Origin of the sequence: Tundrisphaera lichenicola, from assembly GCF_051175385.1 — a bacterium.
GTDB lineage: Bacteria > Planctomycetota > Planctomycetia > Isosphaerales > Isosphaeraceae > Tundrisphaera > Tundrisphaera lichenicola.
This window is the reverse complement of sequence record NZ_CP195106.1, coordinates 5529185-5554740: the sequence shown is the minus strand read 5'-3', so window position 1 is coordinate 5554740 and position 25556 is coordinate 5529185. Positions and strand designations below refer to the sequence as shown.

The window sequence follows — 25556 nt, the reverse complement described above, 5'->3', positions numbered from 1 at the left end:
GAGACCTCGGGAAAGTGAAGAAGGGAAAGCGAGTTCTCCTCAGAGTTCGGGGAAGGTCCCCCGACGGGCCGCCCTAGCGATGAGCAAGGCCCCGGTTCCCAGGAGTGTGAATGGCATGGCGATCATGGCCATGATGCTATACGAGTATCCGTCCGCCAGGCGCTGAGCTTCGGGCCCTCCCTGATTGGCCAGGGCCTCCTTGCAATTCGGGCAGGCCGATACTTCGCCTCCGAGAGCCAGGAACAGCGAGAAACCGAACCAGAGCGAATGGGATCGAGCGATCTTCATCGGCATGTCCTCGTCATGGTCGCTCAGGAGGAGGAAATCGGCATCCGGTAGAGCATCCAGTAGATGACCACCCCGGTGATCGAGACATAGAGCCAGATCGGGAACGTGACGCGAGCGATCTCGGCGTGTCTCGAGAATTGGCTCCGGAGGGCCCGGACCAGGGTCAGAGCGACCAGGGGGACCACACCGAACGTTGCCAAGAGCGTATGAGAGAGGAGGATCGTCAGGTAGGTCGACTTGAGCGATCCTTCACCGCGAAAGGCGACGCTTCCGACCTGGAAATGATAGACCAGATAGGAGCCCAGGAAGACCGCCGAGACGACCACCGCAGAGATCATGCACGCGGCGTGGCCTCGCTTCCGGCCCGTCATGATCATCGACCATCCGAGCATGAGGAGCAGGGCACAGGCCCCGTTGAGGGTCGCGTTCAGGCCGGGTAACCGTCGTGCCCAGGAGGAGTTCCGCTTCGCTCGGGCGATCAGCTCTTCGAGGGCCTTCGGTTCGGTCGAGTCGAAGACCCCGATGACCTGATTACCTCGATCTACGAGGACCAAGCGGTCGCTATGAGCGACGGCCTCGGCTCCCTCCTTGAGAGATGCCTCGTCGGACCTCGACACGCTGATGTGGAACTTTGTCAGGATCAGGTCATACATCTCGGATTGCTTGCCGGTGAGGAACCACCAGCGGTCCGGGTCGGCGGAGAAGGACTGTGCGTATCGGCTCAGGACTTCCGGGGTGTCGTACTCGGGGTCCACCGAGAGGCTCACGAGGCGGACATCGGTGCCTCGGAGCCGTTCCTGAAGCCCCTTCATCACGGCGGTGATTCTGGGGCAGGAGGCCGGGCATCGGCTGAAGATGAAGTCGGCGATCCAGACGTCCTCGGCCAGGTCCGCTTCGGTCACCGGACGGCCCGATCGCTCGATCAGCCGGAACGATCCCAGATCATATCCCTGTGCGCCGAGGTCCTGTCCGGCTCTGCGCGTTTCCGGGGGACGGCCGGATACGCGAGTTGCGAACGGCAGGCCGAAGACCACCAATCCGGCGGAGCCCAGGATGGTGATCGCGACGATCGAGAGTCCAAGGCGATACGAGGCATTCACGGGTTTGGCCGATTTGTTGTTGAGGGGGCGGAGAGGCGGGCGACGCGTAGGCTCAGCGATCGGCCACCGCCGGGGAAAACGCGGTGGGGCCTTCGTGAAAGGCAACGTCGGGGGTCAGGCCCAGCACGACGATGATCGCGAGTAGGCAGACCGGAACCAGCATCAGGTAGATCCAGCGTCCCTCGAACTTGAGGTGCATGAAATACCAACCGACCAGGAACGCCTTGGTCAACGCCATGACCATCAGGCCCGCGACCAGCGCCGCGAATCCGATCGGGAGGAATCGGGCGTAGAGGTATTCGAGGATCGTGAAGACCAGCAACGCCCAGAACACCTTCATGTACGGGGCGTGCGACTCGACGAAAATTTCCTGATCGGCGGTCAGGTTGTGCTCGGCCATCGACGATGTCCTCGGCGGTCGGGTTGCGAGCCCGTCAGATCAGGTAGACGACGGTGAACAGGAGGATCCAGACGAGGTCGACGAAGTGCCAGTAGAGCCCGACCACCTCGACGGCCGCATAGTTCGTCGAGTTATAGGCACCGAACCAGGATCGGATGGCCAGGATCGACATCGCGACCACCCCGGCGGCGACGTGAGCCCCGTGGAAGCCCGTCATGGTGAAGAAACAAGAGGCGAACAGGCTGGCATCGGGCGTGAAATGCCCGCTGGCGCTGATGCCAACCGGGTAGTGGTGGCCGAACATCAGTTGATAGTATTCGTAGACCTGGACGCCCAGGAACACCGAGCCGATCAACGCGGTGGCGGTGACGAACCGGGCCCCTTTCCATCGTTCGTTACGCTGGAATGCGCTCAACGCCAGGACCATGGTGACCGACGAGCAGATCAGGATGAACGTGTTGATCGCCGTCAGGTCGATGCTCAGCGGGTTGGTGGCGCCGTCGTAAGGACGGGGCCAGTTGGACGTGACGAGGTCCTTCGGGGGAGCCTTGAGCACCTGGGTCAGATCGGTGGCCGGCGGGAAGAGATTGCTGTAGGCGGTCGAGGGGCTCCCGGCCCTGAGGACGATGTAGGTGCCGATCAGGCCCGTAAAGAACATGACCTCGGTGGCGAGGAACAGCCAGATCGCGACCTTTCCGGGGGTCAAGATCGGGGGCTGGACCGTCGACGGACTCGTCGAGTGGTGATCGATCGGCGAGTCGACCGGGGACGGGGCGAGATCGGCCATGAGAGACACACCGTGGAGGAAGGAAGTCCGAGCCGGGTCAGGCCGGGGGATTCAGGAGGAGGAGCAGGAGGACCAGGGGAAGATACAGGAACGAGGCCCGGAGCAAACGCCGCGCGGTTCGGTCGTTCACGTCTTGCCAGAAACGGACCGCATAGTAGAGGTAGTACAACCCGAGACCCAGGGCGCCCACCATGTACCAGGGTCCGGCCATCCCGATACCGAAGGGAATATAGCCGGCGACGAGCAACTCGATCGAGTGCCAGACGGCCTGACGCCCGGTCATCGATCCATCGGCGTCGACGTTGGGAAGCATCTTGAGCCCGCCTCGGGCGTAGTCCTCGCGATAGATCCAGGCGATCGCCAGGAAGTGCGGGAACTGCCAGAGGAAGACGATCAGGAAGAGGGCCCAGGGTTCGATACCCAACCGCCCCGTCGCGGCGGCCCAGCCGATCACCGGAGGGAGTGCCCCGGGGATCGCCCCTACGGCCGTGTTCAGGGTCGTCAAGGCCTTCATCGGAGTGTAAAGGCCAACGTAGAGGACGAACGTCGTGGCGGCCACGCCCGCGGACAGCCAGTTGACCCCGAATCCGAGCATCGCGAAGCCGATGAACCCGATGACCGAGGCGAAGACGACCGCTCCCCCCAGCGGTACACGACCCGAGGGGAGCGACCGGTTGGCGGTCCGCTTCATCCGGGCGTCGCGTTCCCGTTCCAGGATCATGTTCCAGGCGCTCGCGCCCCCGGCGACAAGGCCGGTTCCCAGAAGTGTCAGACAGAGCGAGATCGGGGCGATCGGCCCGTTCGCCCCGAGGACGAACCCGACGGCGACCGTCAGCAGGACCATGAAGGCGATCCGTGGCTTCGTCAGGGCGAGATAAGCCGCGATCCGACCTCGAAGGTCGAGGGTGATTAGCTCGGGCTCCGGATGGGTTCCGACCAGGACGGGGGGGGCGAGAGTGACCGCCATCTTCACGCGACTGCCTCCAAATCCCGGACCGACGAATCGGCCGGGTCCCGCGAGCCGGGCTCGCCGGCAAGCTGTCCGAACACTCGCAGAGCCAGGACCACCGCCGAGGCGAGCAACAACCCGGCATTCGCCTGATGACCGGTCCGGATCAGGGCCGCGGGCAGCGTTACCACCCGAGCGATCCCATCATACGGCCGGAGGAGCCACCATGCACCGATCCCGAGCGCAATTTGCAAGACGAGAAGGCCGCCGATCGCCCGGGCCGCAGGGACGATCTCCGGCCAATCGGCGGGACGCCTCAAGATTCGGGCGACCATCGAAGCCCCATGACCCAGGACCAAAAACGCGACGATCGAGTGCAAGGAGAGGGGATTCAGGCCGGGATAATGCCGGAGCCAGGCCCCGATCGCGACCTGCCCGAGGATCAAGACCACGAAGGCCGCCGATTGTCGGCGAAGCTTCCCGGCAATCGGGACCGTCCGGGCCGGTCCGAACCATCCCCGTCCCGTCATCACGCAGAGTCCGACCATCAGGCCGAAGAAGACCTGTGCCGTCGTCCCGTGGACCGCCGCGAGCATCGTCGAGTTGAGCCGGACCCGGTAGCCGCCCAGTAATCCCTGTCCGATCACCGCGATCAGGGCGATCACACCGAGGGCCTTCATCCATCGCCTGCGGTCGAAGGCCAGCAGGTCGATCATCAGGAGGATGACGAAGACGCCCACCGCCGCTCCATAGAGCCGGTGCGTGTGCTCCCCGAAGACGGCCCAGGAAGCCCGGGTCATGTCGTAAAGGAACATGTTGATCCCGAAGGTCGTCGGCCAATCCGGGACGGCCATGCCGACCCGGTAGGTCGTCACCAGGCCCCCCACGAACAGGAGCGGCCAGGTGAAGATGGTCGCCAGGAGCGCAAACCGATGAGGACCGGGCCGATAGGCCGATTTCCGGATTTCGTCGAATTCGGGGTCGGGGTTCTGGTTCATCATTTCGCTTCGATCGGGATAGAGTCCGGGGCGGACCTCAGGCCATGATCGGATCCATCGGCCCGGCGATCGGCGGCCGGGGCTCGGTCTGGGGGAGGAAATCCCCGACCACGCCCGGGACGCTGTACTCGTAGGCCGGATGGTAAACGGTCGGGATCGTCTCGAAGTTGAAGTAGGGCGGGGGGGAGACCGTGCTCCACTCCAGGGTGTTCGCGTGCCAGGGATTCGCCGGGGCCTTGGGCCCGAATGCCAGGCTATAGATGAAGTTGCCCGCGATCAGGATCTGGACGATACCCAGTGCGAACGCGTTGATCGTCATGAACTGGTTCATCCCCACGATTCCGGCGCCGCTCAGGAACGGGTAGAGCGTGGGGTCGGCGATCCTCCTCGGGTGCCCGTGCATCCCGATGATATGCATCAGGAAGAACGTCCCGTTGAAGGTCAGGAACGTCAGGACGAAGTGGATCTTGCCGATCCGCTCGTTCATCATCCGGCCGAACATCTTCGGGAACCAGTAATAGATCCCCGCGAAGATCCCGAAGGTGCTGCCGCCGAACAGGACGTAGTGGATGTGAGCAACGATGAAATAGGTGTCGTGAATATGCATGTCGACCGGCGTGGCCGCCATGAAGATCCCCGAGAGCCCGCCGATGATGAACATCGAGACGAACGCCATGGCGTTGAGCATGGCCGAGGTGAACTGGATCCGCCCGCCCCACATCGTGCCCAACCAGTTGAACACCTTGATCGCCGACGGGAGGGCGATGAGCATCGTCGAGAGCATGAACGTCGCGCCCAGGGCGGGATTCATGCCCGACTGGAACATGTGGTGGCCCCAGACGATGAAGCCCAGCCCGGCGATCGTCCCCAGGGCGAAGACCATCGGCTTGTAGCCGAAGAGGGGCTTTCGGGAGAAGGTCGAGATGATGTCGGAGACCATCCCCATCGCCGGGAGGATCATGATGTAGACGGCCGGGTGCGAGTAGAACCAGAACAGGTGCTGCCAGAGCAAGGGCTGGCCGCCGCCGACCACCGCCGGGGCATTGGCGACCGACCAGCCGGCCGGACTGAAGAAGTTGGTGCCCGCGGTCCGGTCCAGGAGCTGCATCACGAGCGCCGAGGTCAGGACCGGCAACGCGAAGGCCTGGAGGATGGCGGTGATGAACAGGGCCCAGACCGTCATCGGCATCCGGAACATCTTCATCCCGGGCGCCCGGAGCATCAGGATCGTCGTGATGTAGTTGATCGACCCCATCAGCGACGAGATCCCTGCGAAGAGCAGGGCGATCAGCCACCAGGTCTGACCGTTCAGCGATCCCGGGGTGGACCAGGCGGAATTGGCTAGTGTCGGGTAGCTGGTCCACCCGGCCTCGGCCGCCCCGCCCTCGACGAAGAACGAGTTCAGGATCGCCACGAAGGCGAACGGCATGCACCAGTACGAGATCATGTTCAACTTGGGGAACGCCATGTCGCGTGCCCCGATCATCAGCGGGATCAGGAAGTTGGCGAAGCCCCCGACCAAAATCGGGATGATCACGAAGAAGATCATGATCGTGCCGTGCATCGTGAACAGCTTGTTGTAGAACTCCGGGGGCATCCGGTAGCCCTGCCCGGCCCAGAGTGCCTTGTTCAGGAACGGCATGGGGGTCCAGGGCCAGGCCAGCTGCCAGCGGATCGCCATCGCCATCAGGCCGCCGACCACGAAGAAGATCAGGCCCGAGATCAGGAACTGGATGCCGATCACCTTGTGATCGGTCGAGAAAATGTATCGGGAGAGCGGGTTGGACGGCCGCGGATGGATGGAATCGTGACCGTGGCCGGCGGGGGTTGTGTGGATCATCGGATCAATTCCCCTCGGTCCCGGTATTCAGCGCGACCTGGTCACGCGATTGTTCCGCCTCGGCCGACTTCAGCCATTCGTCGAATTCGGACTGGGTCTCGTGGACGGTCACGTTGCCACGCATCTTGTAATGGCCCCAACCGCAAAGTTCGGCACAGGCCAGTTCGTATCTCCCGGACTGATCCGCATCGAACCAGACCGCGATGTTCAGCCCGGGCACGGCATCTTGCTTGATCCGGAGCTCGGGCAGGAAGAAGGAATGGAGCACATCCTCGGCCCGGAGCTGAATCTTCGTCATCTGGTTTTTGACGAAGTGGAGGTCGTTGATCAAGTGGACATCGTCGCCCGTGTGCAGCTGGCCATCGCGACCGGCGTAGCGGATCAACCATTGGAACTGGCGGCCCGTGACCTCGGCCAGGGGAGCCGACTTCGGCGCGGCGCTCCGGAACTTGACATCCGCCCAGGTCCCGAACTGATAGATCGTGATGAATACCAGGGCAATGGTCGGGAGGATCGTCAGGGCCAGTTCGAGCCGCTGGCTCCCATGGAAATAAACCGCGATCTTCCCCGGCCCATCGGCATACTTCCAGGCCGCCCAGACCAGGACGACGTGCGTGATCACGAAGACCGCCCCGGTGATCCAGAGGATGATCACGAAGAGCGAGTCAATCTCCTTCCCGAAGGTGGAGACCGAGTGCAGGTGGCTCACCTTGAGATCGGGACCGCTCGGGAGCCACCACTCGGGATCGAACGGGGCGTAGGCGAAGCATGCCACGCAGAAGAGGCCGACGGCGGCGAAGACCAGACTCCAGTAACGCACGATTCACTCCCTGCTCTGCTCGGGTCGTCGGGCCGTCGACACATCGGAGGCCGCGACGGACGTGGTCCGAGTTGGCTTCGGCGCGGAATCGGGAAGCAGACCCGGGTCGTCGCGGACGGCCAGGACGAAGTTGACGACGTCCCAGATCTGGTCGTCGTTCAAAAGTCCGGCGTGAGCCGGCATCTTGGCCCCATTGATCCCTTTGGCTAGCCGCCAGTAGAGGTCGAGCGGACGCTGCCCACCCTTGTAGGTCCCCTCCAGCAAATTGGCCGGTCGGAGGGGATTCTGCCAGAAGTCCAGCGACTTGCCCCAGAGGTCGATCTTGGAGAGCAGATAGGTCCGAAATTCGGGATCGTCGAGCGAGGGCAGGAGTTTCCGAGCTTCGGCCGCGATCTTGGTCGGGTCCGCTTCGAGGAGCTTGGCGAATTGCGAGTCATCCAACTCCGCCAGGAGCCCCCGTTTTTTCCGGAGATGCGTCATGAAGTCCGGGTTTTCAGCCAGGAAGGTCGCCACACCCCCGACGTCGGGTTTGTGGGTTTCGTCGCCAGTGCCGTGCGATCCGGTCTGTGTTTTCGCCAAATCGGCCTCGTATCGGCGTTCGATCGCCTGATCGAGGGGCCACTGGCGGAAGACGACATCGTTGAAGATCTCGGGTTCCACGAAGGCCGGTCCGTTCCCCTTGCCCGAAGCCCCGTGGCAGGTGACGCATTCCAGTTTCGGGCCGGTCGAATTGGTGCCCAGAAAGTAGTCCCGCCCCCGTGCGACGCTTTCCTTCGATGACACGCCTCGGCGTGTCGAGGGGTTCACGACCTGGGTCTCGGCGTCAGTCCAGGATGTGGTTACCTTGGAGACGATCTCGGCGATCAGGTCGGGTTCGAGGGCACTCTCGGCGTCGGCGTCGTCGGCGAGTATCGCCTCGTCGATCAAATAGCGTTCGGTCTCGCCCCGAATTGAGAGGAACATCAAATAGTCGATGACCTGCTCGATCTCCGAGGCGCTCATCGTGACTTCGAAGCCAGGCATCGAGGTGCCATTGAGCCCGTAGAGGAGGGTCCTCCTCAGGTCGTCGCGCGTCGGCTTGGCATTGACCGGGTTCGTCGAGGTAAATTTGAAGATGCCGGGTCGATAATCGCGGGGCCGAGGATACAAATACTCGGCCGTCGGGCCATCTCCGGCCCCGGACACGCCGTGGCAGTGCAGGCAGTGCTTGCGATAGAGGGCGTATCCGCCCGTAATCGGGGTCGATTGGCCGCTCACCGGGTCGCGTTCGAGGACCGGCTCTCGCTTCTCGCCCACTCTCAGGAAATTGCCCAGATACTTGCCATCCTCGCGAAGGCCCGACTCCTCGGGCACCTTGATATGGCGAAGGTCTTCCCCAAAGAGATCCGTCAGCGCCTTTCGAATCGTCGCCTGGAGCTTGGGCTTCTCGGCGAGTTCCAGGGCCATCCGCTCGTGATCGCGGTAGCGAATGGGGCCGGCATACTGGGCGTCATCGCAGCCGAAAACGGTAAGGGCAACAACGACCAGTCCGAGGCAAGCACGCGATCTCACGCGTTGAGTCCTCCCAGGCGGGCGAGGTGACGGCGGCTCAAAACAAACCATGACGAGCATCGCCGTGGCAGGGTGGGCGGGGGAGGCCGGATTTCCAGAGCAGGGAGGCCATTTTCGGGAATAGACTCATCCCCGTCAAGTCTCGAACTCTCGGACTCATTGAGGGATATGGTAGCGGCCTAGGGGAAGCGCTTCAAGAGTTGCCGTCATTTCGTTCGTTTCGGTCGCTACGAAAATTTCGACCGGAACGGAGACGCGGAAGTGTTCTAGCCCGGGGTGGACTCGGCCCGAGAAACGCCCGATATCTTGAGCCTGTGACAACTCAATCGAAATCCAAAACGGGCCGATCGCGTCGAGCCCGCTCGCGTTACGGATACGACCATCAATGGTGGGGAGAGTCGCCGCCTGTTCAGGCGGACGAGGCCTCCTATTGGTCGATGACCCGCCGTCCTCTGCCATGCCTGCTGTTCATCATGCCTTTCTTGATGGCTTATGAAATAGGCGTGAACGTCCTGGGAGGGTCTTCGGCCGATGCCTTGCGTGCGGGGGCCGACGCGTGGATTCGTCAGGGGCTCGGGAGCCTGGGCCTGACCGATCGCTGGCTCCCGCCGATCGTCCTGGTCTCGGGGCTCCTGGGCTGGCAGGCCATCGATCGACGCGATTGGCGATTCCACCCCGGAGTTCTCTCCGGGATGATGATCGAGAGCCTCCTGCTGGCGGTGGCACTGGTGGGGTTGAGCAAGCTGGTCGACCTCGGGTTTTCCAGGCTGGAGGGGCCGGAGGTCCTGGCCGCGAGCGCTCCTCAGGTGCCATCGGCCATCGCCCCGGTCGTCGGATTCCTGGGTGCGGGCTTGTATGAAGAGGCTCTCTTCCGGCTGGCGTTGATCCCGGTCCTATTTCGGCTATTGCGACTCCTGATGCTCCCCTCACTGCCCGCTTGCACGCTCGCGATCACGTTTTCGTCCGTCCTCTTCTCGCTGGCCCATCACGCGGGCGCTCCCGGCGAGGCATTTACCTGGTTTGCCTTCATTTTTCGATGGTTGGCCGGGGTCTTCTTCGCCTGGGTCTTCGTGGTCAGGGGCTTCGGCGTTGCGGTCGGGGCGCACACGGCTTACGATCTACTCGTCGGTTGGTTTGACTGGCATCTCTAGCTCGATCTCCCGGGAGTGGGTCGGCCTTGCGGATCATCCACCTATCCGATATTCACGTCTGGCGATACTCGTACAATCCGCTACGACTGATGAATAAACGGGCGGTCGGGATGGCCGACCTGCTCCGAGGCCGAGCCGGAAAGTTCCGGCTCGAACGGCTTGAAGCGGTGGTCGAGCGGGCCGTCAGTCTTCAGGCCGATCACATTTTGATCACCGGGGACCTGACGACGACGGCCCTGTCCTCCGAGTTCGATGAGGCCCGGGAAGCCCTCTCGCCCCTTCTGCACGACCCCGCCCGGGCGACTGTCCTTCCCGGCAATCATGATCGATATACGTCGGGATCGGTCCGGACCCGGCAATTCGAGGCCACCTTCGGCTCGTTCGCCCCTTCCGATCGGTTTCCTTGGCTGCGGTATATCGACTCGGAGACCGCCATCCTGGGACTCGACCCGACTCGCTCCCATCTCTCGGCCAAGGGTCTTCTGCCATCGACTCAACTTGAGATGGCCCGCGACATGTTGGCAAGTCAGACCACCCCGCCTCGTCGCCTGATCGTTGCCTGCCATTACCCGATCGATGCCCCTCCCGCGCACGCCGAGGAATTGCACTTCAAAAGAATGAGGAACGCCCCGGATGTCGCAGCCTGGCTCGCCACGCTGGAACCGCACCTCTATTGTTGCGGCCACGTCCATGCCGCCTGGGCTTTCCCCTCACCGAGCGTCCCGGGGCAAGTTTGCCTGAATGCGGGAGCGCCGCTGCTTCGCGACAAGACCGGGCTTCGGCCACCCGGTTTCCTGGAAATCGAGCTGCACGACCGAGACGTCTCCGTCCTCCACCACGCATGGCATGCGGACGCCTGGGAGGTTCGTCCGATCTTCCAGGACCCGGCATTCTTCCCCGCCCGACGCCCGGCCTCCACCTCGGTTTGATCGAAATTCGACCGGTAACAACGCCCGGATTGTTCGGGTCTTCGAAATCCGATGACGACCCAGCAAATGATCCGATAAGAACGCGCTTCATCGGGCGATCTTATGGAGAAGCGATCGGCCAGGCTCGATCGGCATCGGGGAGATTGGGTTCGTTTTTCCCGGGAACTCGCAGACTCGATCCGGTCTGGGCCTCCCGGTCGATGTCGATTCCGATTTCTCCGTGTAGCAAACCTAGATCTATTGTGAAGAACGGTTTAGGACGTTCGAACATCGCGTTCGGGCTCTAACCGCCCATGGTGTGCATCAGACGCTCGGGCTTGATGAAGTGGGCGGTGTTAATTTCGTGGCCCTCCCATTTCGCGGCCACGCTATCGCGGATTGCTTTGGTCAGCTCTTCGTCGTTAGGTTCGTTTTTTCGGAGGAGAGGGCGAAGATCGGTCTCGTCATGGGCGAACAGACAGTTCCGTAATTTGCCGTCAGCGGTCAGCCGAAGTCGGTTGCAACTTCCGCAGAACGGCCGGCTGACGGAGGCGATCAAGCCAACTCGTCCCCGACCATCGACGTAGTCGTAATCGAGCGCCGGCGCCCTAGGATCCTGGTCCGGGCTCGGACGCAGGGGGCCGATGCCTTCGCAGAGTCGCCGGATGATTTCCTCGGCGAGCAAGACCTTGCCACGTTCCCAGTGATTCCCGGCGTCCAGCGGCATGTATTCGATGAAGCGGAGTTCCAGGCCATGTTCTCGGGCGAATCGTCCCAGAAGGACAACATCGGGTTCGGTGAATCCCTGAATCGCGATCGCGTTCAGCTTCACCGGGTCGAATCCGGCATCTTTCGCCGCGAGGATGCCTTCGATCACCTGTTCCAGGCCATCGCGTCGGGTGAGTTCCCGGAAACGGGTGGGATCCAGCGTGTCGAGGCTGACGTTGATACGTTTGAGGCCGGCTTCGCGGAGTGACTTCGCCATGGGCGCGAGCAAGATCCCGTTGGTCGTCAGGCCAATATCCCGAATCCCGGGGATGGCCGCGAGCTTCGCGACCAGCTTCGGTAAATCGCGGCGGACCAGTGGTTCGCCACCGGTCAGGCGGATCTTGTCGATGCCGAGTCCTGCGGCGAGCCGGACGATACGCTCGATCTCCTCGAAACTCAACAAATCCTGACGCGGGAGGAACTGGACGGATTCCGGCATGCAGTAGGTGCAGCGAATGTTGCAGCGGTCGGTGACGCTGATCCTCAGATTGTTGTGGACCCGTCCGAAGGAATCGATCAGGCGAAGGTCGGGGTGGGTCATGTTCGGTCCAGTTTCAGCGGGTTCCGATCGACCCATTCTACGGGCTCGAAGGGCTCAAGGCCATCCTTGATCCCGCTAAGGCGGGGGGGGAGAGCCGGGATGGACCCACTCCTCGGTCCCGTCGGCCCAGACCTCTTTTTTCCAGATCGGGACGACTTCCTTCAAGGTGTCGATGAGCCATCGACAGGCCTCGAACGACTGGTCTCGGTGCGGGCAACTGACGGCGACCGCGACGCTGATCTCGCCGAGTTCCAGGTGGCCAAGTCGGTGGACGATCGCTAGTTCGATCACCGGCCAGCGTCGGCGAGCTTGGGCCTCGAGTTCGCCCAGGGTCTTGAGTGCCATCTCGGGATAGGCCTCGTAGTCGAGCGAGGCGGTCCGGCGTTCGCCCGTCATCTCCCGGACGGTCCCGAGGAAAGAACAGACCGCCCCCGCCTGATCCGAGCGGACTCGTTCGGTTACCGAGGCATGGTCGATGGGATTATCGGTCAGTTCGATCATGAGATTCGACCGTATTGCTGGCCACCACTGACGGGGGGGATCGCTGCCAGTTCGGAGCCCGGCGGGATCGTCAGGTCGTCGGGAGCGTATTCGGAGTTGACGGCTATTCGGAGCATCGGGAGGAGTGGGCCAAGTGCAGGGCAAGTGCGGGCCAAGGCGATCTTGAGGTCGGCGACCGTGCCGTTCTCGGGAAGGTCGACCTCCAGAATTGTCCCTCCGGCACGCTCCCTGGCCAGTGCGAAAAGGAGGACGGTGGCTTGCACGCGAATGGCTCGTGGTAGGGAGACGAAGCCCCCCCATCCCGACCAGATACCGTCGGGAGGGAAGGGTGAAGGTTATGTAAGATCGAAGTCGGACGGTCCAGACATGAGTAAGGACGTTGGAAGTCTCGTCGTGGACGACTTCACTCACCGTCAGATTCAACTTAGCGTCCAGGACCGATTGTCGCGAGTGGCTTCCCAGTCGATTGCGACCTCCGCCCCTATCCTCAGGCAGATTCCGATTACTTCGATCGGGTCAGATTCTCGAACAGGTAGATGCCGCTCTTGCCGGGGCAAACCAGATCGATGTCGCCATCCTTATCGATATCGACGGCCGAGACTTCCAGGCCCGTCCCGGCTGTGCCGGGAGGGAAATCCTTCTGTGCATCTCGATTGGATCCATCCTTCGGGGCGTCCTTGGCGGCCTCGCCCTGATAGATCAAGTGACGGTCCCATTTCCCTGCGGAGGTGTCGAAAGTGAAATAAGCGATCACCGGGGCCTCGACGTCTCCCGCCTCGATCTCATGCGCGTAGACCCGCTTGCCGGTGATCATTTCATTAGCTTTGCCATCGCCATCAAGGTCGGCCCAGAGCAGGGTGTGGACCGAGGAGAACGACTCGTCGATCGGTGCCTTGGTCCAGGTCCGTTCTCCGTTCGTGCCCTTGCCCTGTTTCTGCCAGTAAAGGCCGAATGCATGGCCCATACCGTAGATCAGGTCGGAAAGGCCGTCGCCGTCGACATCTCGGGCGAGGATCTGGATCCCGGTCGTACCGAGGTCCCAATCCGGGTGGAAGGCCCAGGAATCGTTCGATGGGTCGCTCGGGGCTTCGAACCACCCTTTGGGCGTGAGGAGGTCGGAGCGGCCGTCCCCGTTGATGTCCCCCGTTCCCACACCGTGCCCGGCGGCGGCGGTCCCGAAGTCGTGTTTCTTCCAGACCCTCGTGGGTTGATCACCGTTCAGGGAAAGTGCCCCGGGGGAGTACCAGACGACGACGTTGACCGTGTTCGGGAGGACGTCGAGCTGGCCGTCTCCATCGACATCAACGAGGACGGCGGCCTCGCTCGGGCCGGGTGTGTCGATCTCGTGGTAGGTCCATTCCTGCCCCTTCACGCCCGGATTCTCGACCCAGCCGACGTTCTTGCCGAAGTACGAGACGGTGACGTAATCCATCTTGCCATCGCCGTTAACGTCCATGGGCATGGTGGCGAAGCAATTTCGATAGGTTCGGCCCACCGGTTCCAATTTCCGGACCGGATAAGGTGTCCAGTCCGGAGCGTTGTACCAGGTGTCGCCGGAAACAATATCGAGCTTGCCATCCCCATCGGCGTCCAGGGCGGCCGCCCCCTCGAAGACGCTCTTGGCGTTGATGTCGTGCTTTTTCCACGGGACATCGCCCGCCATGACAGCAGGCGCGATCAGCGCGAGAAATAGGGAGGCTAGCGCAATCTTGTATCGAAGCATGGGGCGATCCTCGATCGATGGAGAGTCAATCTTCGTCATCGTCATCATCCGGTTCGTCATCGTCGTCGGCGTGGAGCTCCCAGTCCAGGGCTTCTGCCGAGGCGAGGATGGCCCGAGTCGCCGGCTCTGTGTCGAGGGCATGGAGCTCGAAATTGATCGCAGTGGCCAATCCATTCTCGACCACGACGTATCCTCGGAGTCGCAGCGGTGCAATCTCCAGCCAGGTGACCGAGGCCGACTCCCGGCTGACGATCACCGGGCCTCCCGTCTCGGAAAGAGAAACGACCCAGGCGTCGACGGTGGTCGGCGGGGCTTTCCAGGCGGGCAATGCGAGATATTCCACCATGGATCGCTCGTCCATTCTGTTCGAGCCGGATCGGGCAGGATTTCCCGCGATCCGGGAGAATTCCCATCGCCACCCCGAACCCTGCCGGCAGAGGATGGCTCGACGGGCGATGATAACGGGCTCGAACCCTCTTGACCAGGATCGGTCTTCCGGTCCCTGGCGACGGGAGCCCGTGCATGGCATGATCGGGACGGTTAGGGGTCCGCGAGGCGTTTCCGAGGGGTAGATCCGATGTCGAAGAAGGTCGCCATTTTCTGGCCGGGAGATTATCGGGCAAAGCCCAATGAGTGGGCTCTCCCCCAGGCCCGGGAAACCACCCGGCAACTCGTCGCGGCCCTCACCAAACTCGGACGATCCCCGTATGTTGTGGAAGGATTCCTGACCAGGCCTGATCAGGCGATCTCGAAGCTCGGCCAGATCGACGACCCGATGGTCGGCGTCTTCGTCCACTGGACCTACGCACCACACACCGTGGATGGCGTGGTCGGCAAGGACAATCCGCTCCTCCTGGCCTCGAATTTCTCCGGGACCTGGCCCGGCCTAGTGGCCCTCCTGAATACCGGGGCCTCGCTGGAAAGTGTCGGGCGGCATGCGTCGAGGGCCTGGACCGACGCCCCGGACTGGACCCTCGATGCACGGTTCATGGAACGTCTCGACGAGTGGTGTTCCTCCGGCCGAATCGAATACGAGACCTCCGAACTCCGAGAACCCGGCCCGATCGCTCCCGAGGCCGGTTCGATCTCCTCGAAAGTCCTCGAGGAGATCAAACGCAAGCGAATTCTCGCGCTGATGCTGGGCGATACGTCGATGGGCATGATCAACGGCTATTTCGGCCCGAGAGTGCTCTATCCGATCGGATTCAGCGAGCACAAGGTGGATCAGGCCTGGCTCTTCGATCGGTCGAGGTCCATCGACAAGAAAAGGGTGGACGAGGCCTTCGAGTTTGTGAAATCCAAGGGCGTCCAGTTCCACTGGAATGAGGCCGATGCCGAGGATTTCACGCCCGACGCAACCAGGACCCAGCTCCGACTTTACCTGAGCGTCCTGGATCTCCTCGACGAATTCCAGGCCGACTGCCTGGGCTGGCAGTATCAACTCGGCCTCATCAATCTCTTGCCGCCGAGCGATTTCTGCGAGGGGCTGCTCAATTCGCACGCCCGGCCCGAAGGGAATGGTCACGTCGTCATCACCAGTACCGAGGCCGATCAGGGGAATCTCGTCCCGATGGAGCTGATGAAGCAGGTTCTAGAGGCCAGGGGCCTCCCCGGAGCGGTCATGTTCCACGACGTCCGATGGGGTGCGGAACATGAAGGGAGATGGCTCTGGGTCCTGCTTAACTCGGGAAGCTGCGGCGCGTTCGCCTTCAACGAAAATCTCGACAGCCTGGAAGGCGTCCACAGCTATCGTCAACCCTCGGGTTATTTCCCGATCCCGGGCGGGACGTTCGCGGGGGTCAGTCGACCCGGGCCGATCACCTGGGCCAGGAACTGGATCGACCACGAAGGGAAGCTTGTCCTCGACCTCGGCCGAGGAGAATCGGTCGAGCTTCCCGAGTCCGTCCGCGAGTCCTGGTGGAAGGGGACAACCCGACAATGGCCGTTCATGGCGGCCGATCTCGGATGCTCGCCCGACACGATCATGGCCCATTATATGAGTAATCATATCGCCGTGGCCTATGGAGACATCTTCGGGGAGATGGCCGCCTTGGGGGCCGCCCTGGGGATGAGGGTCAGGGTCCTCTCCGATCGTTGAACTAGCCCGGGAATGCTCGGAAGAGGGAAGTCGTGACGGAGCCTTTGAGGACTCCATCGCGGCTTCCCTTTGGCTTTGTTGCTCGATCGTGAAGAGTTTTCTGAACACGATTGACAATCCCTCGGGGAAACGAAATACTATTCCTCGTTGAGACTGAATCTCAGTTTCAACAAGATCTTCCCGGCCTGACGCTGGTCCCGTCATTCTGGGTTTCTAAGATGTTCGGGGCTTCCTCCGTGTCCTGTCACGATTCGACCACAATCCCTCCTTCGATCGACCTGCGGCCCGATCCTTCCCGCTTCTCGGGGTCGATCCTTTCCCGACATATTCCCCTGTCGCGCCCTCGCGTGGCCCGCAACCGAGCCCTCGAACCTTCCGATTCGGCCTCGACGCGCCTCGCGAAATCCTGAATCGAATCAATCGAGTGAGAGCCGCCTCCGGAGCTGGAGGATCGGCGGCCCTACGCGATCGCATCATCATAATTTTAATCAACAACTTATTCGAAGGGGGTAACATGATGGAGCACGATCGAGGCCTGATGCAACGTTCCGTCGAACTAGCCAAATCGGGCCGGGTGATCGAGGCCGAAGAGCTGATCGAGTCGGCCTTGCGAGCCGACCCCGACGATGGCGAACTCTGGCGAGTAGCCGGCTTTTTCCGGCATCGCGTCGGCAACTTCGAAGGGGCCCGCGACGCCTTCGAGACGGCAGGTCTGCTCGTCCCACTGGACCATCCATCTCGCCGGGTCCTCGCCGAGTGCTTCGCCAGGACGGGCTTCGACGAACTCGCGAGCGACGGATATCGGTGCCTGGCCCTCGATCCGACGTGCCCCAGCGACCTGCTTCCGTCCGTCGCGGCAGGACTCGGTCAGCTCGGGGAGTTCGGGCCGGCTCTCGGGGCCTGCCTGGAGCTGGTTCGTCGCGAACCAGGGCTCCCGGAGGCACATTTCGGCGTGGCCTATTACCTCAGGAGGCTGGGAAGGGCTCCCGAAGTGGTGCTTCCAATCGTGGCCCGAGCCTACGAGCTTGCTCCTGAAGTCCCGCTTTATCGGGTCTCGCTGGCGACGCTCCTCGATCACGTGGGCCGACGCGAGGAAGCCTGCGAGTTAATCCGGGACCTCGATCTGGAGTCGATTTCCTGCCGGGGTTGCCTTCGTCGAATGGCGACGATTTTCCAGGCCGGCGGCGATGCTGATCGGGGGGGAATCTGCCAATCCAGGTCCCAGCCCGGTTAAGGGAACCGTGAATTAGACGACCCCCAAATCATGCCTTCGGGCGTGGCGGTCACCGTCGGGGAGAGCACGCGTCGAGCGGATCGGCGCGTGCGGGACCACTCCCCGGCGGTGCGCCGAATGACCGACACTATCTTCAAACGGTGCCAATGATGCCCGAATCCGACCTCGCAGATGCCCTTCAAGATCGATCTGCTTCCGAGCTGAAGTCGAGGAGGCGGGTTCGCTATCATCAGGTCATGAGGCTGGTCCGCAGGACCCACCTCTATGCCGGCCTGTTTATGCTTCCCTGGGTCTTCCTCTACGGGATCACCGCGCTACTGTTCAATCACCCCGGTGCCTTCGCGGACCAGTCCGGCCGACGGATCGAAAGAGCAGCGTGGTCGGGAACCGCCCTCTCGAATCTACCGGAACCGGAGCGACTCGCGACCGAAGTCGTGAATGCCCTGAATGATTCCGGGGGCGATCGATCCGGGCGGCCGACCTATCGACTTGTCAGGCCTGAGGAGTCGGCTTTTGGGCGTGAACTTGCCGCGACGATCCGATCGGGGGGGCGACAATACAATCTTCGGATCGACATTGATTCGGGCGAGGGCCTCGCTCGCGAAGTCGGCGAACGACGTCGGCCAGATCCCGCCCCATTTGCGACCCGCGAGGCGATGATTTCTCGACCTCCTCCCCTGGCCGACATCAGGGAAGATCTCCCGAAAGTTCTCGCCCGAGTCGGACTGCCGGACTCCGAACTGAGCCTTCGAGGGAATCCCGATCTCGGCTTCTTGATGGAGTCCGGAGGTAAGACCTGGCAGGTCCATTATGACCTAGTCACAGGGGCTGTCTCCGGTCGGGCGGAAGATCAAACTGGCGAACCCCTCTCATCTCGGCGATTTTTGACCCGACTTCACCTGGCTCACGGTTATCCCGCCGGACTCGGCTATCGATGGGGCTGGGCCGTCGCGGTCGACCTGATGTTCCTCTCGATGGTCGGTTGGGGAATCACCGGCCTCTTGATGTGGTGGCAGATGAAGAACGTCCGTCGGGTGGGGGCGGTTGTCCTGGTCGCAAGCATCCTGGTCGCCTCGATCCTCGCGATGGGAATGCACGACCACTTCGCCTCGGCATCCATCACGGATCGGGGCAATCCCCCCGGATCAGGGACAAAGCCCGACGCAAAAGCTCTTCGGACGGGCCCGATGAATCCTCCCTCGAACTCCCTCCCGAGGCCCTGATCCGGGCCCGGGCAGCCGAGGCGGAGCCTCCTCTCCGAAGTTTGAGTATTTCACTCTTGGCCGCCGTAGTCCCCGGCGCCAGGCGGACCTGTTGGTTTATCTGAGGTTGTTCAACGATGAGAAAGCGTGCCGCTTTTACCTTGATCGAGCTCCTGGTGGTGATCGCAATCATCGCCGTGCTGATCGCCTTGCTTTTGCCCGCGGTCCAGGCGGCCCGCGAGGCCGCCCGACGCACCAGTTGCATCAACAACTTGAAACAGCTGGGGCTTGCGTTGCAGAACTATCACGACGCGACGAACGTGTTCCCTCCCGCATCGCAGGGTGGACTGGGGAACGTGTACATGAACTTCACGGGCTACAGCTTTATTTTGCCATACATCGAGCAGTCGGCCGCCTTCAATGCGTTTAACTTCGATCTAAATCTTCATTCCGGGCCGAATGCCTATTTCGGTTGGTCGTTGCCCGGCAACAGCACGGCATTCTCGACTCAGCTTTCGGTCTTCCTCTGCCCGTCGAATCGGGCGAAGGGAGAAATTGGAGCGACGGTCGGTTCGGGAAGTTCGGCCTACACGGTCGAGGAGGGTCGTGTGGCCGTCACCGACTATGTCTTCAACGCAGGCGCGAGTCGTTACGTCGTGAACGGCTACGGCGAGTCGAACCGGATGGGGCCGATCGGCTTCAACACGGCGACTCGAATTGCCGAGATCACCGACGGCACGAGCCAGACCTTCATCATGGCCGAAGCGGCCGGCGGAAACGCCCGGAACCGGTACCGGGCCGTGGGTGGCGGGACGAATCGCGTCTGCGTCCCGATGAGCACCGGACTCTCCGCCGCCCCGACGTCGGCCGTCTATTTCGATAACATCATGTTCATGGCCTACGGACGGTCCCGGAGCTGGGGAAACGACAAGCGAATTGTCGGCGGGCTGGTGGGTCGAACGGTGGACCAGATGGGCTCGCCTTATCGGGCCAATGATTGTGCGTTCGACTCCATGACCGACCTCTTCATCGACCCGCCCGGTCCGGCCGCGCCCGAGGCTGGTCAACAGGTGCCGAATTTTCGATCCACTCATCCTGGCCTGATCAACGCGGCGTTCTGCGATGGTAGCGTGCGGGTGATCTCCGACAGCATCGCGATGCCCACCTACCAGGGACTCTCGACGATCCGGGGTGGAGAGATCCTCTCGGGTGGCGTCGCGGGAGGGCCCTGAGCGATGAATCCATCGAGAAGTCTCCCTTTCATGATGGTCCGATCGAGATTAATCGCGAGGGTCGCAATCCTGTTGACTGCCGGTTCCCTGGCCGGCTGCGGCGACTCGGATCGGCCGAAAGACGCCTCGCCCATCGTTTCACCCGACTCGGAGGCCGGTCGAAAGGCCATGGCCGAGTCCTCGAAATTCCTGGAGCTTCGAAAGCAGCAAGAGGCCAACTCGCGAAAGCGGCCTCGAGTGCACATCACCGAAGGCTGAAACGCATGACCACGAACCAAGCTCATACCGAGGAAAACCCATGATCTCCCGAGCAATTCCGCGCATCACTCGAACGGCCTTGCTGGCCTTGATCCTCCTGCTATCACGGTCGGCCTCCGCCCATTTCCTCTGGTTGACCACCGAGCCCTCGGCTGGCCCCGAGGGAGGGTTCACCATCCGTGCCTTCCTGAATGAAACTCCCACGCCGGGTGGCCCGGATTTCCTCAAATATGTCCGGGGGGTCGTCCCGAACACCGATGGTATCCCGCTTCCGGTGATCGCCTCGGAAGAGTCGGTCGACGCCCACTGGTCCGGCCAACTTCCAACCAGAGTCGATGCCGAACTCGACCTGGGCCTGAAAACCAAGGCGGAGACGACCTACCGCCTCTACTATACCGCTCGATGCCAGAACTCGGAGATAACGGAGGATGCTCCTGAGGAGCGCGGCCTTCTGCGAGCCCGTGTCATCTCGAAGGGAGGGAAGCGACTCGTCCAGGTCCTCTTCGATGGTAAGCCGGTCGAGTCCAGGATCAAGGTACTCCCCGAAGATGGCGAACCCACCGAGTTGACCAGTGATTCACTGGGACTTGCCCAAGTTGATGGGATTGAGGATGGGAAGACCGCTCTCTGGGCAAACTGGGTCGATCCGAAGCCCGGCGAGGTGGATGGCAAACCATTCGCGGAGACGCGTTATTATGCCTCGCTGACCTTCCGTCCGGAGGGAGGGACCTCCGGCATTTCTTCCGATCGTCAGATCGAGTCGGAAGGGGCGAGGAGTGTCTCGACCTCCTTCGCCACCATGCCGGCACCGGCCGTGAACAGCTTCGGAGGTGCTGTCCTCGGAGACTGGCTTTACGTTTACAGTGGACATACCGGTCGGACCCATCAGTACAGCGTCGAGACGACCTCGCGGAAGTTCCGGCGACTGAACCTGAACGACCGTGAGACCTGGGAAGAGTTGCCGATGAGCCGGGACGTCCAGGGTGTAGCCCTGGTGACGGACGGCAAATACCTCTACCGAGTCGGTGGGATGTCGGCCCGTAACCAGCCCGGAAGCGAGCATGATCTCTTCTCGGTGGCCGACTTCTCGCGGTTCGATCCCGAGTCGAAGACCTGGACCGATCTCGACCCGCTTCCGGATCCTCGATCTACCCACGACGCGGTCGTCATCGACCGGAAGATCTATGTCGTTGGCGGTTGGACGATGAAGGGTGAGAAGGAGAAGCCAACCTATCTGGATCACGCGGTCGTATTCGATCTCGACGCACCGGAACATGGCTGGAAGGTCTTGAAACAACCGTTCCGACGTCGAGCCCTGGCGGCGGCCGAGGTTGGCGGGAAGCTTTATGTGCTGGGCGGACTGACCGATGTCTTCAAGATCGAACGACGGGTGGATGTCTATAATCCGGCTACGGGCGAATGGACCGTCGGGCCGGATCTGCCCGGCTCCGGAGATCGGGACGGTTTCGCGGCCTCGGCATTCTCGGTCGAGGGTCGCCTCTACGTCAGCGTACTGTCCGGGATGATCGCTCGCCTTGACCACGAAGGTGGCGGCTGGGAAGCCATCGGGGCCTGGTCGTTGCCCCGTAATACTCACCGGCTCCTTCCCGGTCCTCACCGGTCGCTCCTGGCCGTGGGCGGCAACTTTCAGGGTCAACAAACGCCGGTCATCGAGGCGGTTCGGTTGATGCCCGACTCGTCGAGCAACTCCCCGAAGGGCGAATGATCGAGCCCCGTTGGATTGCCGATCAGGAGGCCCAGGGGCTCGGTCGACGCTGGCGTAGCTCGTTGTTGCGATAGGCGTCGATCAGTCGTTCCAGCAAGCGGATCTCGCACCGGATCTGGTCGCCACGTTCCGTGTCGGCCATCTGGTGCGGCCGGTCCCAGGTCCGGACGACCGAGACTTTGGGGATGATGTCCACTCCGTCGCGGATTGCTGCTTCCACGGATTCGAAGTGGGAGTGCTCGGCCAGTATGGTCCGATCGGCCTCCAGGACGAGGGTATATCCGCGATCGCCGTAGGCTTCCGAGAACGCCCCGTCGATCGTGATGGCCTTGCCGCTTCGCTTGATCGGATTTTCCCCTTTCTCGATCTTCACCGGAACATGCCCGTTCACGATCAGGCCATGGTCCGGGTCGACCTCGAATTCCTGCAGGATCTTGTCGCAGAACCATGGCTCATGGATCAGCTCGAAATAGGGATTTTTGGTCTCTCGATAGGTGGTCTCGTCCTCAAGGAAGTCGCGTTCCAGGGTGGTGATTCGATCCTTCCCGAAGAGCGGCGACCGGTCCCCCCCCCAGAGATACCAGAGCAAGTCGAGATCCTTGAGAGATCTCCGTTCGACCGACCGAAGCACGGCCTTGTCGATCGCATCGAAGAGGGCTCGCCCTCCCAGCGGGACACCATCGATGCTCAACTCCAGGAATTCCCCGGCTCGATCGACCGGAACGCAACCGTGGAAGATCAGGCTTCGATCCCGGACGAGATACATCGAGCCGTAGCTGACGAGATATTGCATGTGCTCGCCGAGTTTCTGACTCGACAGGAACGAGTGTCGGAGGTGATCGACACATTGCCGCTCCTCCTCGGAGAGCTGATACGGGTCGGCGGGGTCGATCGTGGGGAAATGGGTGTCGAGCAATGGGTGCAGGACGCCGTCGATCTCGATCGTCTTCTCCTCATGGTCGATCCGGTGGAGCAGCCGTCGGTGCTCCATGTTCCACTGGGGATTTCGGGCGATTACCTGACCTTCCAGCTTGAATTGCATCACCGCGGCGGCCTTTTGCATCCTCGCAACGAGGACGTCCGGACGCATCCCCCCCGACTTCGGGAGGAAGCCCGCTGCGGGATCTCCGGCATAGATCATCCGGGCCAGATGTTCCAGGGGAGTTAGGGGGATGCTGTATCCTTCGTCGAGCTGCCCGAGCTGGCGATAGCGGAGTGATACGCGGAGGACGTGGCAGATCAGGGCCTCGTGGCCCAGGCTCGCCCCGAGCCAGGCGGCATCATGGTTTCCCCAGATGAAGGAGACGTTGGGTTGCTGGCGGAGGTAATCGAGTACCCGGTCTCCCCGGGGGCCACGATCCCAGCAGTCCCCTCCGATGATCAACTCGGAGATCGCCAGGTTCCGGACGAGTCGTGCGGTCAGGTGGATCAGGTGGAGGGCCCGACCTCGCCTCAAAAGCTCATCGACAATCGCCTCGAAGAACGTCTTATCGCGATCAGTCGTCGGCTCGTGGAGCATTTCGGTCATCAAATCCCGATATTCTCGGGGGAAGACCTCCATGGCTCGCTTCAGGCTGTAGCGTGCCGACAGGACCCGGACCAGCTCGAACTCGTGCCGGAGAGTCCTGGTGCAGAATGACCTGAGGGTCTCGGGGTCGATCTGGGTCTGTTCCAGTCGCTCGACCACTTCCGCCGGATAGAAGATGAGCGTCAGGAATTCCTGGAATTCCGTGGGATTCATCCTCGAAGCGAAGAGCCTGTGCACGAGAGGGCGCAACGTCCCCGAGGCGTTGTTGATGACGTGACGGAGTTTCTTGTCCTCGCCGTGGACGTCGCTGATGACGTGGATCGTCCCCTTGGGGAGCGTCAGGACCGCGGAGAGGCGGGCGATCTCCGCGGTGGCCGAGTCGATGTCGGGGAATCGATCCGACTGGGTTCGCAGGGAGATCAGGTCGTAGACCCGGGCGTAACGACCTTCCGACTCATCGACGATGCCGTCCCGACTGTTCATGGTTCTTGACTCGAATGGTCTCGAATGAGGCTGTGTACAGACGATCGCTCAGGAGGCGGGAGTTGTCAACGTGGGAGGATTTGTCTCGGTCGTTCGCCGATCGAAAGGCTGGCATGTTCCGGGCCTGCCGTTCAAAATCGACGATCTTCCGGCAAGTCTTGTCTGTCTCATCCTTCGCGAACGAAGATCGCTTTTGAGGAGCCATCGACCATGGATCCGTCTCCGAAACGAATCGGGCTCGTCTGCCTACTGACATCTTTCGGGCTTCTCTCGATCCTCTCGGCCGCGGAGGAGCGGACCTCGACCGGCGATGGTCGATGGAAGCAGCACGATATCAGGAGGCCCAAGCCTCCCGTGGTCGAGCCCGCGGATTCTCCCATCGCATCGAAGCCCCCGAAAGACTCGGTAATCCTGTTCGACGGATCGACCCTGGATGCCTGGAAGTCGCCCCAGGGAGGCCCGGCCCGGTGGCGAATGGGCGATCATTTCATGGAGACGGCCCCCGGCTCCGGACCGATCGAGACCAAACAAACCTTCGGCGACATCCAACTCCACGTCGAATGGTCCGCACCGAATCCTCCCGTCGGGAAGGGGCAGGATCGAGGCAACAGCGGCCTATTTCTGATGGGTTTGTTCGAGATTCAGATTCTCGATTCCTTCCAGGCGAACACTTACTCCGACGGTCAGGCCGGTGCGATTTACGGCCAGTATCCGCCGCTCTCCAACGCATCACGCCCGCCCGGCCAGTGGCAGGCCTACGATATCGCCTTCCGTCGTCCTCGGTTCGACTCGTCGGGCAAGCTTTTGGAGCCGGCACGCATTTCCGTCTTTCAGAACGGGATCCTGGTCCAGAACAACGAGGAACCCTTCGGCCCGACCTCCTGGCTGAAGTGGCTTCCTTACGAAGATCAAGGCGGCCGGGGACCGATCCGCCTCCAGGATCACGACCACCCGGTTCGCTACCGTAACATCTGGGTCCGAGAACTCCCCGAACGTCCCGCCCCGACCGCCCAGGAGCTTGCCGGGCCGAAGGTCGTCTCGCTCTCCGCAGAGGTCCTCGATACCTATGTCGGTCGATATCGGATGGGCGAAAAGCCTGAGGCTGCCCTGGCCACGATCACCCGCGAAGGTTCGCACCTGGTCCTCAGCCTTCCATTCAGGCCCCAGCCTCTCGACCTCCTGCCGATTTCCGAGACGGAGTTCGACATGCCCTACACCGACGGCCAGTTCCTCTTCCGGAAGGACGATCAGGGTCGAGTGATCGGAGTTCACTTCCGGATCGGGGACGGAGAGCGCGAGTTGGTCAGAGTGTCGCCATAAAAGAAATGGCCCACCGACCCGGACCTGGGGGACGGCCGTGGTTCGTCGTCCAGGCAGAATCGAAGTCCGACCAGCGACGAGTGGATTGGCGTCATGGATAAATCCGCTTACGATCATGGATAACTCCCAGGGGCGAGGCCACGGGAGCCC

At 62.1% G+C, this 25556-nt stretch carries 24 protein-coding genes; 9 read left to right on the top strand and 15 right to left on the bottom strand.

Features of this window, described 5'->3' with window-relative positions; translation table 11 throughout:
- Positions 1-39: 39 nt before the first annotated feature.
- From P12x_RS21745 to P12x_RS21705, 9 genes are read right to left on the bottom strand one after another with little or no spacing between them, the layout of a single operon-like run.
- Entirely contained in the window at positions 40-288 is a 249-nt protein-coding gene (locus tag P12x_RS21745) for a hypothetical protein (RefSeq protein ID WP_435006903.1), read from the bottom strand.
- A 23-nt stretch (positions 289-311) separates the two neighbouring features.
- Positions 312-1388: a DUF420 domain-containing protein gene (locus P12x_RS21740; RefSeq protein ID WP_435006902.1), complete on the bottom strand. Its 1077-nt coding sequence runs from the start codon at positions 1386-1388 to the stop codon at positions 312-314.
- A gap of 52 nt (positions 1389-1440) precedes the next feature.
- Complete coding sequence (locus P12x_RS21735; protein WP_435006900.1) at positions 1441-1788, bottom strand: cytochrome C oxidase subunit IV family protein; 348 nt, start codon at positions 1786-1788, stop codon at positions 1441-1443.
- Positions 1789-1822: 34 nt separating this feature from the next.
- Positions 1823-2575, bottom strand: coding sequence for a cytochrome c oxidase subunit 3 (locus P12x_RS21730; protein WP_435006899.1), 753 nt, complete (start codon positions 2573-2575; stop codon positions 1823-1825).
- A 37-nt stretch (positions 2576-2612) separates the two neighbouring features.
- The gene (cyoE, locus tag P12x_RS21725) at positions 2613-3542 is read right to left on the bottom strand and encodes a heme o synthase (protein ID WP_435011708.1); all 930 of its coding nucleotides are present in this window, start codon (positions 3540-3542) and stop codon (positions 2613-2615) included.
- Between the two features lie 2 nt (positions 3543-3544).
- On the bottom strand, positions 3545-4525 hold the full coding sequence (locus P12x_RS21720; RefSeq protein ID WP_435006898.1) for a COX15/CtaA family protein: 981 nt from the start codon (positions 4523-4525) through the stop codon (positions 3545-3547).
- A 34-nt stretch (positions 4526-4559) separates the two neighbouring features.
- Complete coding sequence (locus tag P12x_RS21715) at positions 4560-6362, bottom strand: cytochrome c oxidase subunit I (RefSeq protein ID WP_435006896.1); 1803 nt, start codon at positions 6360-6362, stop codon at positions 4560-4562.
- A 4-nt stretch (positions 6363-6366) separates the two neighbouring features.
- The gene (locus P12x_RS21710) at positions 6367-7182 is read right to left on the bottom strand and encodes a cytochrome c oxidase subunit II (RefSeq protein WP_435006894.1); all 816 of its coding nucleotides are present in this window, start codon (positions 7180-7182) and stop codon (positions 6367-6369) included.
- Positions 7183-7185: 3 nt separating this feature from the next.
- On the bottom strand, positions 7186-8733 hold the full coding sequence (locus tag P12x_RS21705; RefSeq protein WP_435006892.1) for a c-type cytochrome: 1548 nt from the start codon (positions 8731-8733) through the stop codon (positions 7186-7188).
- 437 nt (positions 8734-9170) lie between these two features.
- Here P12x_RS21705 and P12x_RS21700 point away from each other — a divergent pair, with 437 nt between their 5' ends.
- Together P12x_RS21700 and P12x_RS21695 are read left to right on the top strand one after the other, a co-directional pair.
- Positions 9171-9884, top strand: a complete 714-nt coding sequence (locus tag P12x_RS21700) for a CPBP family intramembrane glutamic endopeptidase (RefSeq protein ID WP_435006890.1) — start codon at positions 9171-9173, stop codon at positions 9882-9884.
- Between the two features lie 26 nt (positions 9885-9910).
- Entirely contained in the window at positions 9911-10813 is a 903-nt protein-coding gene (locus P12x_RS21695; RefSeq protein ID WP_435006889.1) for a metallophosphoesterase family protein, read from the top strand.
- Positions 10814-11096: 283 nt separating this feature from the next.
- On the opposite strand, the gene moaA is transcribed toward P12x_RS21695, so the two are convergent.
- The 5 genes from moaA to P12x_RS21670 form a co-directional block, all read right to left on the bottom strand.
- Positions 11097-12101: a GTP 3',8-cyclase MoaA gene (moaA, locus tag P12x_RS21690; RefSeq protein WP_435006888.1), complete on the bottom strand. Its 1005-nt coding sequence runs from the start codon at positions 12099-12101 to the stop codon at positions 11097-11099.
- 75 nt (positions 12102-12176) lie between these two features.
- Positions 12177-12602, bottom strand: coding sequence for a molybdenum cofactor biosynthesis protein MoaE (locus tag P12x_RS21685; protein ID WP_435006886.1), 426 nt, complete (start codon positions 12600-12602; stop codon positions 12177-12179).
- Positions 12599-12865: a MoaD/ThiS family protein gene (locus tag P12x_RS21680; protein WP_435006885.1), complete on the bottom strand. Its 267-nt coding sequence runs from the start codon at positions 12863-12865 to the stop codon at positions 12599-12601. The genes P12x_RS21685 and P12x_RS21680 overlap by 4 nt, the downstream gene beginning before the upstream one ends.
- A gap of 239 nt (positions 12866-13104) precedes the next feature.
- Positions 13105-14325, bottom strand: coding sequence for an FG-GAP repeat domain-containing protein (locus tag P12x_RS21675; protein ID WP_435006883.1), 1221 nt, complete (start codon positions 14323-14325; stop codon positions 13105-13107).
- Between the two features lie 25 nt (positions 14326-14350).
- A complete protein-coding gene (locus P12x_RS21670; RefSeq protein WP_435006882.1) occupies positions 14351-14671 on the bottom strand; it encodes a hypothetical protein in 321 nt (106 codons plus the stop codon).
- Positions 14672-14902: 231 nt separating this feature from the next.
- Here P12x_RS21670 and P12x_RS21665 point away from each other — a divergent pair, with 231 nt between their 5' ends.
- The 6 genes from P12x_RS21665 (at position 14903) to P12x_RS21640 (ending at position 22075) form a co-directional block, all read left to right on the top strand.
- Positions 14903-16423 (top strand): fucose isomerase, encoded by a 1521-nt coding sequence (locus P12x_RS21665; protein ID WP_435006880.1) that lies wholly within the window; start codon positions 14903-14905, stop codon positions 16421-16423.
- 514 nt (positions 16424-16937) lie between these two features.
- Positions 16938-17657 carry a tetratricopeptide repeat protein gene (locus P12x_RS21660; RefSeq protein ID WP_435006878.1) on the top strand — a complete coding sequence of 240 codons (720 nt, stop codon included), beginning with the start codon at positions 16938-16940 and terminating at the stop codon, positions 17655-17657.
- Positions 17658-17803: 146 nt separating this feature from the next.
- Positions 17804-18880, top strand: coding sequence for a hypothetical protein (locus tag P12x_RS21655; protein ID WP_435006876.1), 1077 nt, complete (start codon positions 17804-17806; stop codon positions 18878-18880).
- Positions 18881-18996: 116 nt separating this feature from the next.
- Positions 18997-20091, top strand: a complete 1095-nt coding sequence (locus P12x_RS21650) for a DUF1559 domain-containing protein (protein WP_435006874.1) — start codon at positions 18997-18999, stop codon at positions 20089-20091.
- A 72-nt stretch (positions 20092-20163) separates the two neighbouring features.
- The gene (locus P12x_RS21645; protein ID WP_435006872.1) at positions 20164-20349 is read left to right on the top strand and encodes a hypothetical protein; all 186 of its coding nucleotides are present in this window, start codon (positions 20164-20166) and stop codon (positions 20347-20349) included.
- 40 nt (positions 20350-20389) lie between these two features.
- Complete coding sequence (locus P12x_RS21640) at positions 20390-22075, top strand: Kelch repeat-containing protein (RefSeq protein ID WP_435006871.1); 1686 nt, start codon at positions 20390-20392, stop codon at positions 22073-22075.
- A 22-nt stretch (positions 22076-22097) separates the two neighbouring features.
- Here the strand turns inward: P12x_RS21640 and P12x_RS21635 are convergent, their stop codons facing one another.
- Positions 22098-24086, bottom strand: a complete 1989-nt coding sequence (locus P12x_RS21635) for a fructose-bisphosphatase class III (protein WP_435006870.1) — start codon at positions 24084-24086, stop codon at positions 22098-22100.
- Between the two features lie 210 nt (positions 24087-24296).
- Here P12x_RS21635 and P12x_RS21630 point away from each other — a divergent pair, with 210 nt between their 5' ends.
- Positions 24297-25406 (top strand): family 16 glycoside hydrolase, encoded by a 1110-nt coding sequence (locus P12x_RS21630; protein WP_435006868.1) that lies wholly within the window; start codon positions 24297-24299, stop codon positions 25404-25406.
- Positions 25407-25556: the final 150 nt, after the last annotated feature.

Bases quoted from the DNA above. Each gene is read 5' to 3' on its own strand.
- P12x_RS21655 (WP_435006876.1), top strand. From the start codon at position 17,804: ATGATGCCCGAATCCGACCTCGCAGATGCCCTTCAAGATCGATCTGCT.
- P12x_RS21665 (WP_435006880.1), top strand. From the start codon at position 14,903: ATGTCGAAGAAGGTCGCCATTTTCTGGCCGGGAGATTATCGGGCAAAG.
- P12x_RS21685 (WP_435006886.1), bottom strand. From the start codon at position 12,602: ATGATCGAACTGACCGATAATCCCATCGACCATGCCTCGGTAACCGAA.
- P12x_RS21640 (WP_435006871.1), top strand. From the start codon at position 20,390: ATGATCTCCCGAGCAATTCCGCGCATCACTCGAACGGCCTTGCTGGCC.
- P12x_RS21670 (WP_435006882.1), bottom strand. From the start codon at position 14,671: ATGGTGGAATATCTCGCATTGCCCGCCTGGAAAGCCCCGCCGACCACC.
- moaA (WP_435006888.1), bottom strand. From the start codon at position 12,101: ATGACCCACCCCGACCTTCGCCTGATCGATTCCTTCGGACGGGTCCAC.
- P12x_RS21650 (WP_435006874.1), top strand. From the start codon at position 18,997: ATGAGAAAGCGTGCCGCTTTTACCTTGATCGAGCTCCTGGTGGTGATC.
- P12x_RS21675 (WP_435006883.1), bottom strand. From the start codon at position 14,325: ATGCTTCGATACAAGATTGCGCTAGCCTCCCTATTTCTCGCGCTGATC.
- P12x_RS21630 (WP_435006868.1), top strand. From the start codon at position 24,297: ATGGATCCGTCTCCGAAACGAATCGGGCTCGTCTGCCTACTGACATCT.
- P12x_RS21720 (WP_435006898.1), bottom strand. From the start codon at position 4,525: ATGATGAACCAGAACCCCGACCCCGAATTCGACGAAATCCGGAAATCG.
- cyoE (WP_435011708.1), bottom strand. From the start codon at position 3,542: ATGGCGGTCACTCTCGCCCCCCCCGTCCTGGTCGGAACCCATCCGGAG.
- P12x_RS21660 (WP_435006878.1), top strand. From the start codon at position 16,938: ATGATGGAGCACGATCGAGGCCTGATGCAACGTTCCGTCGAACTAGCC.
- P12x_RS21735 (WP_435006900.1), bottom strand. From the start codon at position 1,788: ATGGCCGAGCACAACCTGACCGCCGATCAGGAAATTTTCGTCGAGTCG.
- P12x_RS21700 (WP_435006890.1), top strand. From the start codon at position 9,171: ATGACCCGCCGTCCTCTGCCATGCCTGCTGTTCATCATGCCTTTCTTG.
- P12x_RS21715 (WP_435006896.1), bottom strand. From the start codon at position 6,362: ATGATCCACACAACCCCCGCCGGCCACGGTCACGATTCCATCCATCCG.
- P12x_RS21730 (WP_435006899.1), bottom strand. From the start codon at position 2,575: ATGGCCGATCTCGCCCCGTCCCCGGTCGACTCGCCGATCGATCACCAC.
- P12x_RS21745 (WP_435006903.1), bottom strand. From the start codon at position 288: ATGAAGATCGCTCGATCCCATTCGCTCTGGTTCGGTTTCTCGCTGTTC.
- P12x_RS21635 (WP_435006870.1), bottom strand. From the start codon at position 24,086: ATGAACAGTCGGGACGGCATCGTCGATGAGTCGGAAGGTCGTTACGCC.